Genomic DNA, 26,721 nt, shown 5'->3' with positions numbered 1-26,721 from the left:
ACATGGTTTCCACTCGATATCGAGGCGGTGCGATGTTTCTCTTCAATCCCCGAGCCACACTTCCCGGCGCTGATCGTGACAACGCTGATCGTCACAACGCTGTGTGGGGGTGGTCGTGATGGATACCGACAAGAGGATCGACCCGCTGACCGGATCGCGAAGCCTGCCGGCAGGAGCGTTCCCCCTGTCAGCGGTGCAGCGCAGCATGTGGTTTGCGCAGCAACTTCACCCGACGGTCCCGTACTTCATCGCGCAGTACATCGAGTTCCACGGCGATTTGGACATGCAACTTCTCAGTCGCGCCGCGGTGGAGGCTGCCCACGAGTTCGAATCTCCGTTTCTACGGTTGATGTACCCGGATGGGGAGCCCTGCCAGATCGTGGACTTCACGATCGACCCGGGCATCGACTACTTCGACTTCCGCGAGCGTGAGAACCCTCGGCAGGCTGCCTCGGAGTGGATGGACCACGATTACGCGACGACGCTCGATCTGACTCGCGATCGTCTCGTCGAGATGACAATTCTTCAAACTGGTGATCGGGATTACCTGTGGTACACCAGGATTCATCACGTCGCTCTCGACGGTTACAGCGGTATGACGATCGTCAATCGGATTGCGGCGATCTACACCGCAGCCGTCGAAGGTCGAGAGCCTGCGGTGAACAAGGCGCTCGACGTCACGACGCTGTCCGAGCTCGACCAGAAGTACCGCGAATCGAGCCGATTCGAAGCCGACCGCGAGTACTGGGCCCAGCGTGTGTCGGGCGTCGAACACGGTTCGACGTTGGCCACCCGTGAGGGACCCCCGACTGCACGAAGTGAACTCGTCAGTGCCGCGATGTCGGCGAACAGCCTTGCTGCCTTGGACGAGTGGAATTCACGTTCCGGTGCAACTCCGGCCGCAGTGTTGATTTCGGCACTGGCGTGCTACCTGTCCCGCAGTACCGGCTACGACGACGTGCTGATCAACCTGCCGGTTTCCGCGAGGACGACGGCACCGCTGCAGCGGTCCGGCGGAATGCTGGTCAACGTCGCGCCGCTACACATCCACGTAAACCCGGACGAAAGTGTCGACGATCTGGTCGGGCGCGTGCAACTCGAACTTCTCGGTGCGCTTCGTCATCAGCGATGCAGCCTCGAGGACATCCGGCGTGATGCCGGTCTGACCGTCGGCGACGCGCGTCTGTCCGGCCCGATGATGAATGTGATGCTCTTCCGGCAGGAGATAACCCTCGGGCCACTGACCGGTGAGTATCACATCGTCACGTCGGGTCCGGTCGAGGATCTGCTGGTCAACGTGTACCAGAGCGGCGATCCGGCGCAGACGTTGATCGACTTTCGCGGAAACCCCAATCGCTACGGACACGACGAACTGGCCGAGCACCACCGGGCGTTCACCGAGTTGGTCGCAGAACTGACAGCAGCACCGGCCGGTACGCCGATGAACCGGATTCATCCGGCAAGTGCCGAGGCAGGGGCGCGCAGTGCACAGCGCAGGGAACTCGAGCGGTTCTGGGCGAGATACCTGGGGGACTCCGACGAGGGCTCCACACTGGACCTCGAGACACTGGGCCTCGAGCGAATCGACGCCGAATCGGAGCCCACCGGTACGAATCGGCTGAGCGTCCCACTCGATCCCGCGGTCGCCGAACTTGCGCGCACGGAAGGCGTCTCCCTCTTTGCCGTTGTCCATGCCGCATTTGCTTCGTTGCTGTCGAGATCGACCGAGCGCCGGGACGTGCTGATCGGAACGAGGACCGAGTGGGGAACTCTGCCCCTGCGCTGCGAGGTCGATCCGGCGGCGCCGTTCGACGAGTTCGTGAGTTCTCTTGCTCGAGAACGCGATACGTTGTCGATTCGATCGGCGGCAGGTGTCCCCGCACTGCCCGAGTTGCACGTCCACCTCAACGACGGCTCGCAGGAGACCACGATTGCCGGCCTCGACGTGGCGATCGACGTCCACGCAGATACCGGCGCCCTCGAGGTTGCGTACTCCACGCAGCACTACGCCGAATCCACGGTCCGAGCCTTCCTCTCGCGACTGGTGCGGATCCTTGCAGGCGCAGCAGCAGCCCCGCGAACGCCGGTCGGAGACCTCGATCTCCTCGACGACTTCGAGCGTGAGTCCCTGGTACCGGCGCGGGGAGCGACCGCGTCCTCCCCGTTGACCCTCCCCGATATTCTCCGCCGGGCCTCGGCTGTGAACCCCGATGCCCCAGCGCTCGTTTTCGGTGATCGTGAGGTGAGCTACCGGGATCTCGACGCCGAGTCGAACACACTCGCCCGTGAACTGATCAACAGGGGAGTCGGCCCCGGCACCTATGTCGCCCTTGCGCTGTCGAGGTCTCTCGAATCGGTGACCGCGACGTGGGCGGTGGCCAAGACCGGCGGTGCCTTCCTCCCGATCGATCCGCACTACCCCGAGGATCGTATTCGGCACATGCTCACCGATTCGGGAGCTGTAGTCGGAATCAGTGTGGGGGAGCACCACGGCGGGCTCGCCGATTCGGTGGATTGGCTGCTCCTCGACGAACTGGACACCTCGCACCATTCCGATGCACCGGTCGACGACGCCGAGCGGCGTACGCGCCTGAGCTACGACGATCCGGCATACCTCATCTACACGTCCGGCTCCACTGGTGTCCCCAAAGGCGTCGTGGTCAGTCACCGCGGGCTGAGCAGCTTCGCCGACGAAGAACGAGTCAGGTTCGGAGTCGAACCTGCAGACCGCACCCTGCATTTCTCTTCGCCGAGCTTCGACGCTTCGGTCCTCGAACTCCTCCTTGCCTTCGGGGGCGCGGCAACGATGGTGATCGCGCCGCCCACCGTGTACGGCGGCGACGAACTGGCACAGGTGATGCGTATCGGACGGGTCACCCACGCTTTCGTCACCCCGGCCGCGCTGGCAACAGTCGATCCCGCCGGCCTACCGGATCTACGAGTGGTCGTGACCGGCGGCGACGCATGCTCACCCGCGCTGGTGGATCAGTGGTCACACGGACGCTCGATGTTCAACGCGTACGGACCGACCGAAACCACCGTCGTCGCCACTCTGACCGGACCGCTGAGCAGCGATGTTCCCGTCACCATCGGGAAGCCGATGCGCGGAGCCGCAACCGTCCTCCTGGACTCGCGGCTTCAACCGGTGCCGATCGGTGTCGCCGGCGAGCTCTATGTGAGCGGTGTCGGTTTGGCGCGCGGGTACCACGCGCGTGCCACGATTACGGCCGAACGATTTGTTGCCGACCCCAACGGTGTTGCGGGAGAGCGCATGTACCGCACGGGTGACCTCGCGCGGTGGAACGGCGAGGGTGAGCTGGAGTACCTCGGCCGGAGCGACTTCCAGATCAAGATCCGCGGTTTCCGCGTCGAGCTCGGCGAGATCGACGACGTGCTGCGCCGCCACCCGAGCGTCGCACAGGCAGTCACCGCCGGAGTTGCGGGCCCGAGTGGGGAAACACTGTTGGCGGCGTACGTCACGGCGGCTGCGGGCACACACATCGACAACTCCGAGCTGGTCGCCCACGCGAGATCTTCGTTGGCAGCCCACATGGTTCCGGCGCGGATCGTCGTCCTCGACTCCATTCCGTTGACTCCGGCAGGAAAGATCGACAGGAAAGCGTTACCGGACATCGATTCTGTGGGCGGGTCGGCTGAATACCGTGCCCCCGAGACCTCGACCGAGAAGCGAATTTCGGCGGTGTTCTGCGATCTGCTCGGTATCACCCGGGCGGGAGCAGACGACAGTTTCTTCGACCTCGGCGGTGACTCGTTGATCGCGACCCGCGTCGTGTCGCGGGTCAACGGAGCTCTCGGAACGACGCTGAGCGTTCTCGACCTCTTCGAGGCGCCGACCGTCTCCGCTCTGGCAGCACGTGCCGACCTCGCGGACTCGCGGAACACACGTGCCCCGGCACTGACGCGTATCGATCGCCCTGACCGGATACCGGTATCTCTGGCGCAGCAACGAATGTGGCTGACCAATCAACTCGATCCGAGTTCGCCGGCGTACAACATTCCGATCGCGGTTTCGATGACCGGCGATCTCGACGTCGATGCACTGTTCACCGCGCTGCGGGACGTGATCGTTCGACACGAGATCTTGCGGACCGTTTTCCCCGAGAGTGCGCGTGGCCCCGTCCAGCACGTTCTCGGTGTGGACGAGATGTTCGATCATCTCGAGGTGGAAACGGTGCCTGCCGCAGCGACCTCGGCGCGGGCGAGTGAGCTCGCGCGAGAGGGATTCGACGTCAGCGAATCGGTGCCGATCCGCGCGACTCTGCTCGAGGTGAACGAACGCGAGCACACTTTGGTCCTCGTCGTGCACCACATTGCAGCAGACGGCCTGTCGATGGCGCCGCTGGCTCGTGACGTGATGGTGGCGTACGCCTCGCGGGCGAGCGGACGCGTGCCGGCGTGGCTGCCACTCGAAGTGCAGTACGGCGATTTCAGCGAGTGGCAACGCGGAGCGCTCGGTGAAGCGTCCGACCCGGATTCGATTCTTGCCGAGCAGTTGCGGTTCTGGTCGCACACGCTCACCGAACGCGGTGAGCTCGCGGAACTGCCGATGGATCATCCGCGCCCTGCGGGTGTCTCGCTGCGCGGTGACGATCTCGATTTCCGGATCGACTCCGCGACGTACCGCCGGGTCGGCGAGATCGCGGCGCGCAGCGATGTCAGCGTGTTCATGGTGATCCACGCCGCGCTGGCCGTCCTGCTCAGCCGAGAATCCGGAGCGAACGACATCACGATCGGCACTCCGGTGGCCGGGCGGAGCGAGCGCGCTCTCGACGACGTCGTCGGAATGTTCGTCAACACGGTGGTGCTGAGGACGGTTCTCGAGGGGGGACTCACCTTCGGTGAAGTTCTCACCCGCGTCCGCGACGTCGACGTGGCGGCCTTGCAGCACACCGAAGTGCCGTACGACGTACTCGTCGAATCCCTCGCAGACAACCAGGCGCCGCTGTTCCAGGTGATGCTGGTGATGCAGGGCGCCGCTCCCACCGAGGTCACTTTGCCCGAGCTCGAGGTCACGGTCGACGAACTGTCGACGGGCGCGGCAAAGTTCGATCTTCAGGTCATTCTCACCGACCGCGGCGACCATCTCGACGGCCAGTTGAACTACGCCAGCCAGCTTTTCGACTCGGACACCATGTCCGGCCTCGCTGATCGCTTCACGATGCTCCTCGACGCGGTAGCTGCCTACCCGGAATCCGTCGTCGGCGACGTCGATCTCACAGCTCCGGGCGAGGCGGAACTGGTCCTCGAGCGTTGGAATGCCACCGAACACGCCGTACCGATCACCACCCTCTCGGACCTGGTGGCGGAGCAGGCAGCCCGGACACCCGAGGGGGCCGCGCTGGTCTACGGCGAGCGGACACTGACCTATGCGGAGTTCGACGCGAGGGTCGGTGAACTTGCCAGAACCCTCATCGCCCGCGGGGTCGGCCCGGACATGCGCGTCGCGGTGTCGATTCGACGGTCACCGGAACTACTCGTCGCGGTCCACGCCGTGATCCGTGCCGGTGCGGCATACGTCCCGGTGGATCCCGATCATCCCGCCGAGCGCATCGCGTACGTCTTCGACATCGCGGAACCGATCTGCGTGCTGAGCCGGCCCCAGGACCACGGCGCTCTTCCCGCGCGAGTCCCGATCGTGGACGTCGATCTCGATCGTCAGGTGTCCACGACGGCGCCGATCACCGACGCTGATCGGCTCGGACCCCTGCGCCCGGACAATGCTGCTTACGTGATCTTCACGTCCGGATCGACGGGTCGACCGAAAGGTGTTGCAGTATCACACCGTTCGATCGTCAATCGCCTGCTGTGGATGCAGGACACGTACCCCCTTCACGCGTCGGACGTGGTGCTGCACAAGACCCCGGTGACCTTCGACGTCTCGGTGTGGGAACTGTTCTGGCCCCTGCAGACCGGCGCGCAGTTGGTGATCGCGGAACCGGACGGGCACCGTGATCCCGGGTACCTGTCGGCGTTGATTGCCGACAGAGGCGTCACGACGGCGCACTTCGTTCCGTCGATGCTCGCGGAATTCGTCGCTGCCGCGACTGCCGGGCAGTGTGCGAGCCTGCGTCAGGTGTTCTGCAGCGGTGAAGCGCTCGCGCCTACCACTGCGGAGGCGTTCACCCGTCTGAGTTCTGCGGGACTGTTCAACCTGTACGGACCCACGGAGGCTGCCGTCGACGTCAGCGCCGCCGAATTCACCCCCGACATGACCGTCACCGTTCCCATCGGTGCGCCCGTGTGGAACACCCAGCTCTATGTCCTCGACGGGCGGCTGCATCCGGTTCCGGTCGGCGTTCACGGCGAGCTGTATCTGGCGGGAGTGCAACTGGCGCGTGGATACCTCGGGCGCAGCGATCTCACCGCCGACAGGTTCGTGGCCGACCCGTACGGCCCGTCTGGCACCCGGATGTACCGAACCGGTGATGTCGTCCGGTGGCGCGCCGACGGGCTGCTCGACTATGTCGGTCGACGCGATTTTCAGGTCAAGATCCGCGGCCAGCGCATCGAACTCGCCGAGGTCGAAGCAGCGTTGCTCAGGCTGCCCGGTGTCACGCAAGCTGCTGCTCTCGTCCATCACGACGACGTGGTCGGTGACAGTTTGGTCGGCTACGTCATCGCCGAGACCGGCACTTCGATCAACACGGACGGTCTACGCACCGAGTTGAGAGGTCTCCTTCCGGCCTACATGGTTCCCGCTGTGGTCATCGCCCTCGACGTGTTCCCTCTCGGTTCGACCGGCAAGCTTGATCGGAAGGCTCTGCCCGCGCCCAGCTTCGACAGTTCGCAGACGTATCTGGCGCCGCGAACACCGCTCGAAGCGCAGTTGGCGGCGATCTTCGAGGAGCTTCTGGAATCCGGGGCAGTCGGTGTTCACGACAACTTCTTCGAGATCGGCGGAAACAGCCTCGTCGCTGCACGCGCTGTGGCGCGCGTGAACGATTCGCTGTCGTTGAACTTGTCGATCAGAGAGTTGTTCGACGCGCCGACCGTTGCGCAGTTGGCGGTCGAGTGCGCCACGGCACGAGGGGGACCGGCAGTCCTTCCGCTCGAGGCATTGCCGCGGCCACAGACGATCCCGCTGTCGCTGGCACAAAAGCGCATGTGGTTCGTCAATCAATTCGACGTCACGTCCGCGGCGTACAACGTCGCCATAGCGATCAGGCTGAGAGGCCGATTGGACGTTGCCGTGTTGGAGGGCGCGATCACCGACGTGCTTACTCGCCACGAATCGCTGCGCACGCTGTTTCCCATGATCGAGGGAGTGCCGGCGCAGGTGATCGTCGAACCCGGTGAAGCGTTGGGCGCGCTGCCGGTTGTCGCCGCAAACGCCGAAGCGGTACTCGGGGAGATCGAACGTCTCACCTCGAGGGGCTTCGACGTCACGCAGGCTCCACCGATCAGGGCGGAACTGATCGAGGTCGACGAAGAAGATCACGTCCTGACCGTGGTCGTCCATCACATCTGCGCCGACGGATTCTCGATGGCACCGTTGGCGTTCGACGTGATGAGCGCGTACTCGGCAAGGCATCGAGGTGAGGCGCCCGACTGGTCTCCTCTTCCGGTCCAGTACGCGGACTTCGCCATCTGGCAGGAAAGGGCTCTCGGTCGGATCGACGAAGCGGACAGCACTCTTGCCGGTCAGCTCGAGTACTGGACACGTCAACTGGCGAGTGTTCCCGAACTTCTTGCGCTCCCCGCAGATCGACCGCGTCCGCGTGTGCAGGATCTCTCGGGCGGCGTCGTTCGATTCGACATCGATGCCGGCATCCACCGCCGTCTGAGCGAAACCGCGATCGAACACCGAAGCAGTATGTTCATGGCGGTACACGCCGCATACGCAGTGCTCGTGGCGAGATTGTCCGGCATGGAAGACATCACGATCGGCTCACCGATCGCCGGGCGCGGAAATGCCCTGCTGGATCCGATGGTCGGTATGTTCGTCGGCACGTTGGTCCTGCGCGCCGACGTCGACCCCGCCGCCTCGTTCACCGATCTGTTGGCCAGAGTTCGCAGCACCGACCTCGACGCCTTCGCTCACGCAGACGTCCCCTTCGAGCGCGTCGTCGATGCGCTGGCTCCGGAGCGGTCGACGTCGCATTCACCGTTGTTCCAGGTGATGCTGGAGTTCAAGAACACCACTCGGCCAGCAGTTCGTCTGACGGATTTGGACGTCGAGGTCCTCGAACTCGAATCCGCCGTCTCGAATTTCGATCTGCAACTCACGCTTGCCGAGACCTTCGACGACGACGGCCGGCCGGCGGGAATCGAGGCCGGGTTCACCTACGCCAGCGCCCTGTTCGACGAGTCGACCGTCGAAGGTTTCGCTCGATACCTGGTTCGGATTCTCGGTGCTGTCACCGAATCACCGCACACGCCGGTCGGCGACATCGATCTCGTGAGTGATCTCGACACGATTCGCGCCGTCGCACCGGAACTTCCCGAGCAGGTTCACTTCTCGACGTTGCTCGAGCGGAAGTACGTCGACGAACCGCAGAGGACTGCACTGATTTTCGGCGACCGCCATCTGACCTACTCCGATCTGGACCGCCGCGCCAACCGGCTTGCACGACTGTTGATCAGCCGCGGGGTCGGTCCGGAATCCGTTGTCGCCCTGGCATTACCACGCTCACTGGAATCCGTGGTCGCGATCTGGGCGGTTGCCCGGTCCGGCGCTGCATTCGTACCCGTCGACCCGGCGTATCCCGTCGACCGCGTGCACCACATGATCAACGACTCGGGAGCGGGCGTCGTTCTCACCACCGCCGAGCATGTGGGTGTCGTCCCCGACGAGGCAGACGCCGTTCTGCTCGATCAGGCAAAGACACTCGCAACCCTCGAACAGATCGGTGATCAGCGGATAGATGCCTCGGAGCTGCTGGCTGCGGTGTCCCTGGACAACCCGGCCTATGTCATCTACACCTCCGGTTCCACCGGCGTCCCCAAAGGCGTCATGGTCACTCACCGTGGGCTTTCGGCACTCGCCGAGCAGGAACGCAGTCGCTTCCGCGTCGAGTCGACCTCGCGCACGCTGCATTTCAGCTCACCGAGCTTCGACGCCTCGATTCTCGAACTCCTGATGGCTGTTGGTGCCGGGGCCACGATGGTCATCGCCCCACCGAGCATCATCGGCGGAACCGAACTGACGAGTCTGATCGCCGACCAGCACGTCACGCACGCCTTCATCACACCAGCCGCACTGGCCACGGTCGATCCGAGCGGACTGAACGAGCTGGTGTGCATCGGAACCGGCGGCGACGTCTGCCCACCCGACCTCGTCGCCGCCTGGGTCAGCGATCACCGGATCATGATCAATGCCTACGGACCAACCGAATCGACGGTCGTCGCCAGCATCACCGAGCCGATGTCCCCGACCGATCGAGTCACGATCGGTCGCCCGTCGACAGGCATCACCGCGTGGGTCCTCGACAATCGCCTACACCGCGTCCCGGTCGGAGTGACGGGAGAGCTGTACGTCAGCGGCGACGGCCTCGCCCGCGGTTACCGAAACCGCGCCGGCACGACCGCCGAACGATTCGTGCCCAATCCCGCGGGCAGTGCGGGCACACGGATGTACCGAACCGGCGACCTCGCCAGGTGGAACAAGAACGGCGAACTCGAGTACCAGGGTCGAGGCGATTTCCAGGTCAAGATTCGCGGATTCCGCATCGAACTCGGCGAGATCGAGGCAGTTCTGGCTCGCTATCCCGGCGTTGCACATTCCGTGGTGACTACGCTCGAACGTGACGGAGGCGCCGCACGGATCGTCGGATACGTCGTGCCTGCCAACGACGCTCAGACTGTGGATCCCGAGGCCGTCATCGCGTTCGCGGGCTCGGCTCTGGCCCCGTACATGGTTCCTGCGGTCGTGGTCGTTCTCGACGAACTGCCGATGACTGCCAACGGAAAGCTCGACCGCCGAGCCCTGCCGGTTCCCGACTTGCGAGCAACCCAGGCACGCTCGCGGGCCGCCGAATCCGATACCGAACGCACGCTGGCCGCCTTGTTCGTCGATGTCCTCGGTGTCGAATCGGTGGGCGTCGACGACTCGTTCTTCTCGATGGGCGGCGATTCGATCATGTCGATTCAGCTCGTCGCCCGTGCCCGCGATGCCGGGCTCGTCTTCACCCCGCGTGACGTCTTCGAGGTGAAATCGGTCGCCGGTCTTGCGGTTTTGCTGGCATCGACCAAGGACGACGAACCCGAGGTGCTCGAGGAACTTCCCGGAGACGGCGTGGGCCACGTGCCGTTGATGCCGGTGGCTCAGTGGTGGCTCGACCGGCTCGGCTCCGATCTCCGAGGTCTCGATTCGTTCTCCCAAGCGACTCTTCTCAACGCGCCGCACGGGCTTCACAGTGTGGAGCAGTTGACCGCGGCTCTTCAAGTTGTTCTCGATCGTCACGACATCCTTCGCGCACGCCTCGAGCTCGACGGCGAGCGCAGGCTTGTTGTCGGCGAGCCGGGATCTGTTGCAGCCGAGAATATTTGCCGGGTGATCGAGGTAGAGGCCGAGCCGGGCACCGCGGTGTTCGACGCGGCGATCGTCGACGCACTGGGCGGTGCGCGTCGAGAACTCGACCCCGGCCGGGGCGTGATGGTGCGGGTCGTCTGGTTGTCCGGCGTGCGCAACACCGGCCGGCTGCTCCTGGTGATCCACCACCTCGCCGTCGACGGTGTCTCCTGGCGCGTCCTCGTGCCGGAACTTGCGTCGGCTTTCCACCGCATCGATGCAGGCGAGGAACCGGAGCCGTCGTACTCGGGCACGTCGGTTCGTCGTTGGTCGCATGCGCTCCGCGACATCGCGCCCGATCGAAGAGTCGAATTGCCCCGGTGGCGTTCGATACTCGAAGGTGCCGACCCGCTGATCGGAACCCGGCCGCTGGACCCGCGGCTCGACACGTTCGATTCGGTCGGCCGAGTTGTCGCCGACGTACCCGTCGAACTGTCCGACACAGTCCTGACCACGCTTCCGGCGCTTTTCGGTGGATCAGTCAACGACGGTCTCGTTGCTGCTCTCGCACTGGCACTGACGCAGTGGAGGCAGGCACAGGGCATACGAACCGACAACGTGCTCATCTCGATGGAGGGCCACGGACGCGAAGCTCACGTGGTGCCCGGTGCGGACGTCCTGCACACGGTCGGCTGGTTCACCAGCGTCTTCCCGATGCGGATCGACCTCGCCGGCATCGACATCGCGGAAGTGATGAGCAGCGCCCCAGAGGCAGCGGTGGTGCTCAAGCGTGTCAAGGAAGAACTCTTGGGTGTTCCGGACAGCGGCATCGGCTACGGAGTTCTGCGTTACCTCGACGAGGTGGGTCGAGCGGAACTCGAAGACCTCCGCCAACCGCAGATCTCGTTCAACTATCTGGGCCGTTTCTCCGGCACCGAAGCAGGAGAGTCACTGGGGGACTGGGCACTGGCCCGGGACGTCGATCTGGAAGCGGCAGCGCGGTCCGAGATGCCAGTGGGTTCGGTCCTGGACGTCAACGTCGTCACCACCGAGATCTCGGGCGCACCGCACATCGGTGCCACTATCGCCTATCCCACCGGCGTACTGGCAGAGCGCGATGCTCGCGCCATCGCCGACCTCTGGGTGCAGGCGTTGCGCGCGCTGGCCACCTATGCCGAACACAGCGAACGCGGGGGACTCACCCCGTCCGACATCGACCTGATCGACCTCGACCAGGATTCCATCGACCACCTCGAGCGCGAGTTCCCGACACTGACCGACGTCTGGTCCCTCTCACCGCTGCAATCCGGACTGCTCTTCCACGCCCGCTACGCCGAACACACAGTCGACGCGTACACCGTCCAACTCGCACTCGAACTCGACGGCGTCGACGCGTCCCGGTTGCACCGTGCCGCACAGGCACTGCTCGACAGACACGAGAACCTACGCGCGGCGTTCACGACCGATACCGGTGGACGATCGGTGCAGGTGATCAACGCAGACGTTGACGTGCCGTGGACCGAGATCGACATCTCTCCGTTGGCCCCCACCGAACAGGCGACCGAGATACGCGAGCTTCTCCATGCGGATCGGGTCCGCGGCTTCGACATGGCCACTCCGCCCCTGCTGCGGTTCCTGCTTCTGCGAACCGGTGACGACGCGTATCGGTTGATCCTGACCAACCACCACATCCTCCTCGACGGATGGTCGATGCCGCTGCTGGTCCGCGACCTACTGACGCTCTACGCGACAGACAGTGATCACAGTGCCATCCCACGCGTACACCCCTACCGGGACTATCTGAGCTGGATCAGCACTCGCGACGACAGCGTGTCGATCGAGGCCTGGGGCGAAGCACTCCGCGGACTCGACGACCCGACGCTGCTCACCGGAACTCACGCCGTCGACGAGGACGGCGCTACCTCACGCTCGACGACCACAGCGCTCGGAGAAGGTGAGACGGAACTTCTGCGTGGATTCGTCCGCTCCCGTGGCCTGACGACAGCCTCCTTGATCCAGGTGGCCTGGGGAATCGTGCTCGCCGAACTCCTCGGCCGCGACGACGTCGTCTTCGGTGGAACCGTCTCCGGCCGACCACCCCAGGTGTCCGGCGTCGAGTCGATGGTGGGTTTGTTCATCAACACCGTCCCCGTCCGAGTTCGCCTCGATCCGCGAGAGTCCCTGGCGGCGCTGTGCGTTCGCGTCCAAGCGGAACAGGCGCGGTTGTCCGATCACCATCATGTCGGGCTTTCGCATATCACTTCGGCTGTGGGGTCCGCTGCATCGTTCGACACGCTGACTGTGTTCGAGTCGTATCCCGTCGACCGCGGTGGACTCTCCTCCGGTACCGACATAGCCGGAATGCACGTTCTCGACGTCCACGACGCCGAGGATGCCGCGCACTATCCACTCGCGATCGTTGCCTCTGCGGCAGACGGGCGACTGCGGCTCAAATTCGAGTATTTCCCGGGAGTCCTGGGCGATCACGACATCGACGCGATCGCCGACCGGCTGCTCCGCACCCTCGAGCTGATCACCGCGCAACCGGATCTCCCGCTGGCGAAACTGCGCCTGATGCCGGATTCGCAAGTGCAGCAATTGGTTCCCGCGCGCGGCCGGCAGGGCCGCTCGGTCAGGACACTCGATCGCATCTTTTCGGACACCGCGAGCAGATTCCCCGAACGGGTCGCACTGTCCTGTGGTGAGAGAAAGATGACCTATCGAGAGCTGGACGAGGCGTCGAACCAGTGGGCGCGCGTGCTCATCTCGGAAGGCGCCGGCCCGGACTCACGGGTGGCGATCTGTGTGGAACGCTCCTTCGAATCCGTCGCAGCGGTCTGGGCGATCACCAAGACCGGCGCCGCCTTCGTGCCGATCGATCCTCGCTACCCGAGTGACCGGATCTCGTTCATGCTCGAGGACTCGGCATCCTCGCTCGGATTGACCACGGCCGCCCACAGACCCGGCGACGGCGGTGTGACGAAGTGGCTCGAACTCGACGACCCGACGAGCATCGCTCGGCTCTCCGGAGTATCCGCGGCGCCGCTACGCGAGGACGAGCGCCGGGGAACCCCGCGGTTGGAGAACACCGCCTACCTCATCTACACCTCGGGCTCGACCGGCCGACCCAAGGGCGTCGTCGTCACGCACACCGGTCTCGAGAACTTCGCCGACGAACAGCGTCATCGCTACGGTCTCACCGAGAATTCACGCGCACTGCATTTCGCCTCTCCGAGCTTCGACGCCTCCGTTCTCGAGTACCTGCTCGCCTTCGCCGTCGGCGGCGAACTGGTCGTAGCTCCCACCACCGTCTACGGAGGAACCGAACTGGCCGACGTTCTCCGCGAGGGACATGTCACCCACGCGTTCATCACGCCTGCAGCGCTGACGTCGGTGGATCCCGAGGGAATCGACGAACTGACCACCATCACGGTGGGCGGCGAGGCGCCCTCGGCGGACCTGGTGCGCACCTGGGCGCCGGGAAGATCGTTCGTCAACGTCTACGGACCCACCGAAACCACCATCTCCTGCAACCTCAGCGACCCCATCCCGGCCGGCGAGAAGGTCTATCTCGGACCGCCGAACCGCGGATTCAGCGAGGTCGTCCTCGATCGCAGACTTCAACCGGTGTCCGTCGGAGTTCCCGGCGAACTGTATGTCGCCGGAGTCGGACTCGCGCGCGGCTATCACGGGCGCTCACCACTGACGAGCGAACGATTTGTCGCCAACCCGTACGGCGAGCCGGGGGAGCGGATGTACCGCACGGGCGACGTGGTGCGCTGGCGCAGCGACCGCACCATCGAGTACCTCGGACGCAGCGACTTCCAGGTCAAGATCCGCGGCTTCCGTATCGAACTCGGCGAGGTCGACACGGCGTTGGGTCAGCTGCCCGGCGTGGAGTACGCGGTCACGTTGGCGGTGCGCGGACCCTCCGACGAGCAGGCCTTGGCGGCATATGTCGTCTGCGACGACGAACGCCGGGTGAGCGCCGAGGACATCCGGGCGGCGGCACGGGAGCTACTGCCGGCACACATGGTGCCCGCAAGCGTCGTCGTGCTCGACGAACTACCGCTGACCGGCGTCGGCAAGGTCGATCGGGCTGCTCTTCCGGCGCCTCGTTTCGACACCGATGCCGAGACACTCACTGCACCGGCCACCGAGTTGGAACGGCTGGTGGTGGGCGTTTTCGAGGACGTGCTCGGAGTGTCTCCGATCGGTATCGACACTCACTTCTTCGACGTCGGCGGAAACTCACTGACCGCGACCCGCGTCATCGCCCGCGTCAACGCACTTCTCGGCACCGACATCGGCGTTCGAGGACTGTTCGAGTCTCCGACAGTTCGGCAGCTCTCGCGTCTGGCGGAGAGCGTCGGCCGCGGAGAGAACCCCAGACCACCGTTGACTCGGCGATCCCGCCCGGACCCACTGCCCGTGTCACTGGCACAGAAGCGGATGTGGTTCCTCAACCAGTTCGACGTGACGTCCCCCGCCTACAACGTTCCCCTGGCAGTGCGCCTCGACGGCGATCTGGACTTCGCCGCATTGCAGGCCGCGGTAGCGGACGTACTGGGGCGCCACGAGAGCTTGCGGACGAAGTTCCCCTCGATCGACGGACAGCCGGTTCAGCAGGTGATGTCCAGCGACGAGGTCATGCCGATCCTGGAGCCGGAAATCGTCACTGCTGCCAGAGTGTCCGATCGAATCCTCGAGCTGGCCTCGGCAGGCTTCGACGCCTCGGCCGAAGTTCCGATCCGCTGCGCGGTCCTGCGCGTCGACGGGGACGAGCGCAGGCACGTACTCGTGATCGTCGTCCACCACATCGTCGCCGACGGGTTCTCGATGAACCCCCTCGCAGCGGACGTGGCAGCGGCTTACGCGGCCCGCAGTGCCGGCAGTGCGCCGAACTGGTCGGAACTGGCCGTGCAGTACGGCGACTTCGCTGTGTGGCAGCACGAAGTGCTCGGCTCCGAGGAAGATCCGGACTCGGCTCTGACCCGTCAGCTCGATTACTGGAAGGACCGACTCGCGGGACTGGGCGAGCCGATCGCGTTGCCGACGTCGTTCCCACGTCCGGCAAAGCCGTCCATGGTCGGCTCGGTCCACCGGTTCGCGGTATCGCCGCAGACCCATCGGGCGCTGACCGACCTGGCACGTGAGCACGGCACCACCATGTTCATGCTCATGCACGCAGCACTGGCGGTACTTGCGGCGCGCCTGGCCGGTACCGAGGACATCGCCATCGGGACACCCGTCGCCGGCCGCGGCGAGGCCGAACTCGATCACCTGGTCGGTATGTTCGTCAACACTCTTGTGCTGCGAACACAGATCACGCCCGACGCGTCGTTCGAGGACGTCCTCGCCCAGGTTCGCGAAGGCGACCTCGGCGCGTTCCAGCACACCGATTTGCCCTTCGAAAGGTTGGTCGACGCACTCGACCCGGAACGCTCGACTTCGCACACTCCGTTGTTCCAGATCCTCATCGAGTTCCGCAACAATGCACTCCCACAACTCGAATTGCCGGGGCTGTCGGTCTCGGGAGTCGAGTTCGACCTACCCGTCGCCAAGTTCGATCTGCAACTCTCGGTCACCGAGCGTTACGACGCGGATGGCGGAACGGATGGCATCGACGCCGAATTCATCTACGCCACAGACCTGTTCGACGGTGACTTGATCGATTCGTTCTCACGCAGACTGCTCACCATCCTCGAGGCGGTCTCCCGAGAGCCGTCGACTCCTACCGGTGACATCGACGTCGTGAGCGCCGACGAGCGTCGACAGATGCTGACCGAGTGGAACACTCACGCCGAACCGGCTCCAGCGGACAACATCGCGGACCGATTCTTCGAGGCTGTTGCAGCACATCCGTCGTCGACCGCGGTCAACGACAGCGACGGCGCCATGACGTACGCCGAACTGGACGGGCGCGCTAACCGCCTGGCGCGGCTCCTGATCGGCCGCGGTATCGGTCCGGAATCCGTGGTTGCCGTTGCAATGCCCAGAACCACCGATCTCGTGCTCGCCCTCGTCGCCGTCATCAAAACCGGAGCGGCATACCTGCCGGTCGACATCACCTACCCGGCCGAGCGCATGCGGTTCCTCTTCGACGACGCGCGGCCGGTATGCCTGGTCACGACCGGAGACTTCCGAAGCGACCTACCTTCGGAGATCATCGAATCCGGCATAGACGTCGTCGAACTCGGATCGCCGGAGATCGCGGTACGCCTCGATCACTCCGCGCCCCGTCGCATCACCGACGCGGACCGGACGACACCACTTCTGCCCGACGCGATCGCGTACATCATCTACACGTCCGGATCCACAGGGCGCCCCAAAGGTGTCCAGGTCAGCCACCGAAACGTCCTGACTCTGATGGACAACACCGCCCCGACGTTCGGGTTCGACAACACGGACGTGTGGACCATGTTCCACTCGTACGCATTCGACTTCTCCGTCTGGGAGCTGTGGGGGCCGCTGCTACACGGCGGCCGACTGGTCGTCGTCGACTACTACACGACCAGATCACCGGACATGTTCCACGAACTGCTCCGCCGTGAGCGAGTGACGGTCCTGAACCAAACGCCCACCGCCTTCTACCAACTCGCCGAAGCCGACCGTGCGTACTCACCGAACGGCACGGGTCCCGACCTTGCACTGCGCTACGTCGTCTTCGGTGGCGAAGCGCTCGACCTCGGGCAGTTGCGCAAGTGGTACGACAGGCGGGCCGACACGGCTCCGACGTTGGTCAACATGTACGGGATCACCGAGACGACAGTGCACGTCAGTCGAATCGCACTCGACCGCAACGACAGCGAGCACGCGTCGGCGAGCATCATCGGGCGAGCAGTACCGGGATTGTCCGTCTACGTACTCGATCGGCGGCTGAACTTGGTACCACCAGGTGTCGTCGGCGAAATGTACGTCGCCGGTGATCAGGTGACTCGGGGATACCTCGGGAAACCCGCATTGACTTCGGTGCGGTTCCTTCCCGATCCATTCGGTAGTTCGGGGGATCGAATGTATCGGAGCGGGGACCTGGCGAGGTGGAACGACGCGGGGCAGTTGGAGTACGTGGGCCGCAGTGATTTCCAGGTGAAGGTGCGTGGTTTCCGCATCGAACTCGGCGAGATCGAAGCCGCAATGCTCCGCTGCCCCGGCGTCGCTGCCTCGGTAGCATTTGTTCGAACGGAGGGAGCGTCACCGCGGATCGTCGGGTACGTGGTCGCCGAAACAGGCAGTACCGTCGATTCAGCGACGGTGACCGACTTCGTCGCCGCCGAACTCGCGGAGTACATGGTGCCCACCGCCATCGTCGTCCTCGAATCGCTTCCACTGACGGTCAACGGAAAGCTCGACCGACGCAGCCTCCCGGCTCCGGACTTCACCGTCACGGGAACAACCGAGGCGACGCGGGCGCCGGCCACCGCTACCGAAGCGGTCCTCGCGGACCTCTTCGCGGAGGTGCTGGGTCGGGGCAGTATCGGAGTGGACGATTCCTTCTTCGGTCTCGGCGGCGATTCGATCATGTCGATCCAACTCGTCTCACGGGCGAAGTCCGCAGGCCTCGTCTTCACTCCGCGGGACGTCTTCGAAGCGAAGACCGTGGCCGGCCTCACCAAAGTGCTCCTCATCGAATCATCGGAAACGGCACCGGTTCTCACGGAGCTACCCGGCGGGGGAGCCGGCCCGCTACCGCTCACGCCGATCATGGAGTGGCTCGTCGAACGCAGTCGCGGTGACCTGAGCACGATCCGCAGTTACAGCCAGAGCGCGCTGATCGCACTGCCCGCGGATGTCTCCGGCCCCGCGCTGGAACGAGCATTGCAAACGATCCTCGATCGTCACGACGTGCTGCGGGCGCGCCTGGACGCCGCGACTCACCAACTCGAGATCCGCGAGCCAGGGAGCATCACCGCCCCCGACATCCTGCGCCGAACCTCCATCGTGTCCACCAGCGGCGAAGAATTCGTCGCCGCTGCGGAAACCGCGATGCAGGACGCATCCAGCCGCCTCGATCCCGAACACGGGAAGATGATCAGCGCAGTCTGGTTGGATCCCGTCAGCTCGAACGGCAACCGGGCCGAAGCCGGACGGTTGCTCCTGGTCCTTCATCACCTCGCGGTCGACGGTGTGTCCTGGCGCATGCTCGTCCCAGGCCTGGTCACTGCTTATGCCTCGGCGTTCGACGGAGAAACACCCATACTTCCGCCGGGCGGAACGTCGATACGTCGCTGGGCGACAGCGCTCGCCGAGACCGCTGCGCAGCGACGCGACGAGATCGACCTGTGGTCGAGAATGCGGACCGACGAGCCATTGCTCGGGGCACGCGGGCTCGACCCAGCCGTCGATGTCGGAGCCACCGTCGACCGAGTCAGCGTCGACGTTCCGACCTCCGTGACCGAGAACGTCATCTCGACGGTGCCTCAGCATTTCGGAGGCTCGGTGAACGACGGACTGCTCGCTGCTCTCGCGATTGCCGTCACCGCCTGGCGTCGATCGCGCGGACAGCGCAGCGGGGACGTGCTCGTCAACCTCGAAGGGCACGGCCGCGAGGAGAACGCCGTACCGGGCGCCGACCTCTCGCGCACGGTCGGTTGGTTCACCACCTTGTTCCCCGTCCGGATCGATCTCACCGGACTCGATGTCGTCGATGCACTGGCCGGGGGATCAACCGCCGCCTCCGCCGTGAAACTCGTCAAGGAAACGCTGCTCGGCCTGCCCGACAACGGAATCGGGTTCGGCATCCTGAAGTACCTCGATCGAAACGAGGAACTTCGTGAGCTGCCCACGCCGCAGATCTCGTTCAACTACCTCGGACGATTTGCCGGCTCGGATCCCGAGCACGGCGAAGTGCCGTGGCTGCCGATCTCGGAAGTGACCCTCGACGAAGCGCACAGCGGCGAATTGGCCGCCGCGTCGGTGCTCGACATCAACGCCGTCACGACCGATACCGCACACGGTCCGATTCTGCGCGCTACGTGGTCCTTCCCCCGCGGCATTCTCAGCGAGGCCGAAGTCACCGAACTGGCGGAGCTCTGGGCCCGAGCACTGGGCGCACTGAGTGAATACGTGGAGGAACACTCCGAGCGCGAGCTCACGCCCACCGATCTCGATCTCGTCACCGCGGATCAACAGAGCATCGAACAGCTCGAGCGCAGATTCCCCGACCTGACCGACATCTGGTCACTGTCACCTCTGCAATCGGGCATGCTCTTCCACGCCCAGTTCGACGAAACCGAAATCGACCCGTACATGGTGCAACTGACCCTCGAGCTCGGGGGTCGGGTGGAGGCGCCGCGCCTGCGCCGCGCCGCGCAGGCCTTGGTTGATCGTCATCCGAGCCTGCGCGCGGGATTTGTCTCCGCACCGGGAGGGCGGGCACTGCAGGTGATCCGTTCCGGTGTCGACATCGGCTGGGCCGAGATCGACCTGTCCGGGGCCGAAGACAGTGAAGTCGCGTTCGGTCAGCTGCTCGAACGCGATCGCGCTCATCGTTTCTACATGGAAACAGCCCCGTTGATCCGCTTCATGCTCGTGCGAATCGGACCGGACACAGCACGCCTCGTCGTGACGAACCACCACATCCTGCTCGACGGCTGGTCCACCCCGCTGTTGCTTCGAGACCTGCTCACTCTCTACGCAACCGACGGTGACCCCGAGATTCTGCCCCGAGTTCAGTCGTATCGCGACTATCTCTCCTGGATCTCGAAGCAAGAACCCGAGACTTCGCTACGGGCGTGGCAAGAAGCGCTACGGGGCGTCGACACGTCCACCCACCTCTCGAGGGCAGACACCGCCGCCGAAACCGTGGCAAGTGAAATCCACTCGTACTCGCTGCCGACAGAACGAACCGAGACTCTTCGAGCGTTCGCGCGAAGCCGCGGTCTGACCATGGCGACCCTGGTACAGGTGGCATGGGGAATCGTGCTCGCCGAACTTCTCGGACGCGACGACGTCGTCTTCGGCGGAACGGTCTCAGGACGCCCACCACAGGTGCCCGGCGTGGAATCGATAGTCGGCCTGTTCATCAACACGGTGCCTGTCCGAGTCCGCCTCGACGCCCGAGAAACCCTCGCCGAACTGGCCATTCGCGTCCAATCCGAGCAAGCGTCATTGCTCGACCACCACCACATCGGACTGTCGGACATCGCCGGAGCAGTCGGCGCCGCCGGTTCCTTCGACACCCTGACGGTATTCGAGTCGTATCCCGTCGACGAGACAGCCCTGACCGCCGAAACCGACATCGCGGGAATGCACGTTCTCGGCATCGACGGACGCGACTCGGCGCACTATCCGATTGCCGTGGTGGCGTCCGAAAGTGACACGCTGAATCTGAAGATGGAGTACTTGCCGACGCACTTCTCCGCCCGCGAAGTCGCCAAGATCACCGAGCGCGTGGGCATCGTCCTCGGGCAACTCGCCTCGGCACCGGATCAGCCGCTGGCCCGTCTGCAGGTTCTCACGGAGTTCGAGAGCCGTGATCTTGCGCCGGTCTTCGGCTCCCCGGGGCGCTCCGCGCGAACGCTCCCAGAGATTCTCGCCGACGTCTCTGCCACCTATCCCGACCGCATCGCGCTCTCGGCCGGCAGCCGTTCCATGACCTACGCCGAACTGGACCGGCGCTCGAACCAGTTGGCCAGAGCCATGATTCGCCGCGGCGCCGGGCCCGAGACGTCGGTTGCCATCGGCATCGAAAGGTCCGTCGAATCCGTACTCGCGGTGTGGGCGGTGGCCAAGACCGGCGCAGCGTTCGTCCCCGTCGACCCCACCTATCCGGCTGACCGAATCGAACACATGCTCAGCGACTCCGAGGTGTTGTTCGGGTTGACCGTCGTCGACGCCATCGACACACTTCCACCCATCGTGTCCTGGTTGGTGCTCGGAGAAGAGGCATTCGACGACGACGTCGCCACCAGTTGCACGCTGCCGATCACCCAGGACGAACGGCGTGCACCGGTGGTCATGGACAACGCCGCCTACGTGGTCTACACCTCGGGATCCACCGGCCGACCCAAGGGAGTTGTCGTCACCCACACCGGACTCGACAGCTTCGCACTCGACCAGCAGCGTCGATTCCACGCAGATCACCACTCTCGAACCCTGCACTTCGCCACCCCCAGCTTCGACGGAGCCGTCTTCGAGTACCTGCAGGCATTCGGTGTCGGAGCAACCATGGTGATCGTCCCGACCGACATCTACGGCGGCGCCGAACTGGCAAGTCTCATCCGCCGCGAACACGTCACTCACGCGTTCGTCACCACGGCAGCGCTCGCCACCGTCGACCCGGCCGGCCTGGACGAGTTCCGGCACGTCGTCGTCGGGGGAGAGACACTACCGCCGCATCTCGTCGGCCTCTGGGCTCCCGGACGAGAATTCGTCAACGCCTACGGCCCGACCGAGACAACCGTCATGGCAGACATCAGCGAACCCATGACAGTGGGCGCACCCATCACGATCGGTGGACCGATCCGCGGCGTGCACGAGATGATCCTCGATTCGCGCCTGCAACCTGTACCCGTCGGAGCTCCCGGTGAGCTGTACATCGCCGGCATCGGCCTGGCTCGCGGATACCACCGGCGTCCCGGCCTGACCAGCGAGCGATTTGTCGCCGACCCCTTCGGCAAGCCAGGCGACCGGATGTACCGCACGGGCGACATCGTCTCCTGGCGAAGCGATCACACCATCGAATACGTCGGGCGCAGCGACTTCCAGGTCAAGATTCGCGGATTCCGCATCGAGCTCGGCGAGGTCGACGCCCAGATCACCGCAATGGCGAGTGTCACGAATTGCGTGACACTCGGCGTCGACGGACCGGCCGGCGCCACAGTTCTCGCGTCCTACCTCACCGTCGAGGAAGGATCGACGCTGACCGGTGCAGAGATCACCGCGCACCTCGCCGGACGTGTTCCCTCGCACATGGTTCCGGCCAGCATCATGATCGTCGACGAGCTACCGCGCACCGCGGTCGGCAAGCTCGATCGAAAAGCGTTGCCGACGCCGGAGTTCACCGGAACCGGTGTGGAATTCCGGGCGCCCGGCACCAGCCTCGAACGTCGGATCGCCGATGCGTTCATCGACGTACTCGGCGTCGAACGGGTCGGCGTCGACGACAATTTCTTCGAGCTCGGCGGCAACTCGCTGATCGCCACTCGCGTGGTCTCGCGGCTCAACTCCGCACTGAACATCGACGTCGGGGTGCGCGTGCTGTTCGAGGCACCGACGACGGCTCAGCTCGCCGAACGGCTCTCCAGCGCTGTCACTGCCGTCGGCACTGTGCCGCTCACTCCCATGGAGCGCAGTGGCAGCGTCCCGCTCTCGTTGGCGCAGAAGCGCATGTGGTTCCTGAACCAATTCGACACACGCTCAGCCGCGTACAACATCCCACTAGCTGTTCGCCTCACCGGTGACCTCGACGTCACGGCCATGCAACAGGCCATCGCCGACGTCGTCGAGCGGCACGAAACACTGCGGACGGTGTTCCCCGCCGTCGGCGGCGATCCGATTCAGCAAGTGCTCACCGTCGACGAGGCAGTACCGCCGGTCCGTGAAATGACGTTGGGGGAGGACGAACTCGCGGAGCGCATGCAACGACTCGCCACGACCGGCTTCGACGTGTCGGTGGACCTGCCGCTGCGTGTGGCACTGTTCCGACTCGACACCGCTGAACCCGTTCACATTCTGTTTGTCGTGGTCCATCACATCTGCGCCGACGGATCGTCGATGGCGCCGCTCGCTCGCGACGTGATGACGGCCTACCTGGCGCGTACGGCAGGGACCGAGCCCACGTGGGCGCCGCTCGAGGTGCAGTACGCAGACTTCACGTTGTGGCAGCATCGCGTCCTCGGATCGGAAGACGACCCGGAATCCGTCATCAGTCGCCAATTGCACTACTGGAGTGAGCAACTCGCCGGACTCGACGACGTCATCGCACTGCCCGCCGACCACCCGCGACCCGTGCAACAGACCTTCCACGGTGACCGATTCACCTTCGACATCGACGCGAACACCCACCGCGCCCTCGCGGACCTCACCAGGGCAAACGGTGTCACGATGTTCATGGCGCTGCACGGCGCGCTCGCAGTGCTGATGTCCAAGTTGTCGGGCGCCGACGAAGTCACCATCGGCACACCGATCGCCGGCCGAGGTCAGGCAGCGCTCGACCATCTCGTCGGAATGTTCGTCAACACACTGGTCCTGCGAACCAGCGTCGATCCCGACATCACGTTTGCCGACCTGTTGGAGCACGTCCGGGAAATCGACCTGGCCGCATTCCAGAACTCGGACCTGCCATTCGAACGGCTCGTCGACGTCATCAACCCAACCAGATCCACGTCGTACTCACCGTTGTTCCAGGTCGCCCTCGAACTTCAGAACAACGAACCCGCACATTTCCACCTACCCGGCCTCGACATCGACGGACTGACCGTGGAAACCAAATTCGCGAAGGAGGACCTGGAGCTGATCGTCGACGAGAAGTTCGACGAGTTCGGCATCCCGGCTGGGATGTCCGCAGCCTTCGACTTCGCAACCGATCTCTTCGAACCCGCCACCATTCGTCGGTTTGCCGACCGACTGCGCCTGATCCTGGACGCTGTCGGACGCGAACCCGCAACACGTATCGCCGACATCGGCATCCTCGGCGCCGATGAAACAGCTGCCCTGGTGCCGGCATCCGGTGCCGCCGCGACTCGAGCGCGGGTGTGGCCGGAGATCCTCGCCGAAGCAGTCGCCTCGAACCCGGATGCCCCAGCCCTCTCGAGTCGCGAGAGGTCGATGACCTACCGCGAGCTCGACGAGGAATCGACGAAGCTGGCGCGCGCGCTGTGTCGGCGCGGCGTCGGTCCCGAAGATTTTGTGGCGCTGGGTCTGCCGCGGTCCACTGCGGAGATCGTCGCGATCTGGGCGGTCACGAAAACCGGTGCAGCGTTCTTGCCGGTCGACCCGAACTATCCCGACGATCGCATCAACCACATGCTCGACGATTCGCGGGCCGTACTCGGCATCACCGACGACGCTCACCGCAGTCAACTTCCCGACACGGTCGAGTGGATGGTCCTCGATGAAGCCGAGACCGTCGACGAGATCGACGCCCAGAGCGCAGCCGCGATCACCGATCGCGACCGCACGATCCCCTTGCATCACGGGCATCCCGCATACCTGATCTACACCTCGGGTTCAACCGGGAAGCCGAAGGGCGTCATCGTCACCCACCTCGGGTTGTCAAACCTCAACGCCGAGGAACATCAGAGATTCAACGTCCAGCCCTATTCGCGGATCTCTCACCTGGCATCACCGAGCTTCGACGCCTCGGTCTTCGAACTCATGATGGCGTTCGGCAGCGGAGCGTGCCTGGTCGTCATCCCACCGACGGTCTTCGGCGGATCCGAGTTGGCCGAAATCTTTGCCGACGAACACGTCTCACACGCGTTCATCACTCCGACCGCGCTCAGCTCGATCGAAAGCTCCGCGCTACCCGAACTCCGCGTACTCGCAGTCGGTGGCGAGGCCTGCCCACCCGAACTCGTGGACATCTGGGGCCGCGACCGTCGCATGTTCAACGGATACGGACCCACCGAATCCACCATCCAGGCCAGCGTCAGTGAACCCATGCGGCCGGGCAAGGACATCAACATCGGACGACCGGCCATCGGCTTTGCCGGACTGGTCCTCGACGGGCACCTCAAGCCCGTGCCGGTGGGAGTCATCGGGGAGCTGTACGTGACCGGCCCCGGACTCGCCCGGGGATACCACAATCGTCCCGACCTCACCGCCGACCGATTTGTCGCCGATCCGTTCGGCGAACCAGGCCAGCGGATGTACCGCACGGGCGACCTGGTGCGCTGGCGCTCCGACAGCACCCTCGAATACCTGGGCCGCAGCGACTTCCAGATCAAAGTCCGCGGATTCCGCATCGAGCTCGGCGAAATCGACTCTGTTCTGATGGCACACCCATCCGTCTACTTCGCCGCCACACTCGGGCACGAAGCGCCGTCGGGGGAGACGATGATCGCCTCCTACATCCAGCCCGTGGAAGGACAGACCGTCGACGACTGGGAGCTTCGCCGCCATCTGTCTTCTCGCCTGCCCGCGCACATGGTTCCCGGCGCGATCGTCGTCGTCGACCGCATTCCGGTGACACCGGTCGGCAAGCTGGACCGCAAGGCACTGCCGACCCCGAGCTTCGAGCGACGCACGGTCCCGTACGCACCGCCGACAAACAACACCGAACGAACGGTCGTCGACATCTTCGAGACCGTGCTCGGGCACGAGCACATCGGCGTCGACGACGACTTCTTCGAACTGGGCGGAACGTCGATCGTGGCCACTCGCATCACCATCGAACTCGAGAAGCGTCTCGGGATGCGAGTGCCGTTGCAATCGCTTTTCCTGGACCCGACACCTGCCGGAGTCGCCCGGGCTGCCGACGGAATGGACGCACACTCGCCGGACGATTCGTCGGATCTTCTCGCCCCGATGATCACGCTGCGCGCCGGATCCGATCGTGCACCACTGTTCTTCGTCCATCCGGGTATCGGATTGTCCTGGGGTTACGCAGAATTCGTCAAGCATCTCGAGCTGGATCAACCCGTCTACGGTCTTCAGCTACCGTCCCTGAGCGGCGGGCCCAGCTTCGACTCGCTGACCGAACTCGCCGACGACTACGCGAATCGCATTGCAGCCGTGGCATCGACCGGCCCGATCCATCTGGCCGGCTGGTCGCTCGGCGGCGTGATCGCACACGCCGTGGCACACAGCCTCACTCGGAGCGGACGTGACGTGACTCTGTCGATACTCGACAGCTATCCGTCGTCGGATTCCGATCAGCCCGCAGAACTCTCGGTCTCCGAACTACTGGCCGGGCTCGCGATGCCGGCGGGATCCAAGACGGTCGAGACCTTCGAAGAAGCGGCGGAATTGCTGGAGCAGACCCTGGGTGCCGGAATCGGAATCGAAGCGGAGCATCTGGCGCGGATCAGTCGCGGTTACTCCCACTCCGTCGAATTGACGAATCGGCACCAACCGCCTGTCCACGTTGGAGCCATCGAGTTCTTCGTAGCCGGAAGATCTACGGAGAACGGACACGATGTCGCCGAATGGCGAAGGTTTGTAGAAGGGGACATCCGAGTCACCGTAGTCGATTGCGAACACAACCAGATGATCGAACCGGGTCCGGCGGCGACCATAGCTGTACGATTGCGAGAAGTTATCGCTCAGTGGGGTGTCTGAACCAGGTTCGACATGGGTATGAGTGA

At 64.5% G+C, this 26,721-nt stretch carries 1 protein-coding gene; it reads left to right on the top strand.

Features of this window, described 5'->3' with window-relative positions; translation table 11 throughout:
* The first annotated feature begins 118 nt into the window (after positions 1-118).
* Positions 119-26,695: a non-ribosomal peptide synthase/polyketide synthase gene (locus G9U53_RS23920; RefSeq protein ID WP_165639267.1), complete on the top strand. Its 26,577-nt coding sequence runs from the start codon at positions 119-121 to the stop codon at positions 26,693-26,695.
* Positions 26,696-26,721 lie beyond the last annotated feature (26 nt).

This window comes from Rhodococcus sp. D-46 (assembly GCF_011290655.1).
In the GTDB taxonomy this organism is placed as follows: Bacteria; Actinomycetota; Actinomycetes; order Mycobacteriales; family Mycobacteriaceae; genus Rhodococcus_F; species Rhodococcus_F qingshengii.
This window is presented reverse-complemented; position numbering and strand designations above follow the sequence as displayed.

Bases quoted from the DNA above. Each gene is read 5' to 3' on its own strand.
- G9U53_RS23920 (WP_165639267.1), top strand. From the start codon at position 119: ATGGATACCGACAAGAGGATCGACCCGCTGACCGGATCGCGAAGCCTG.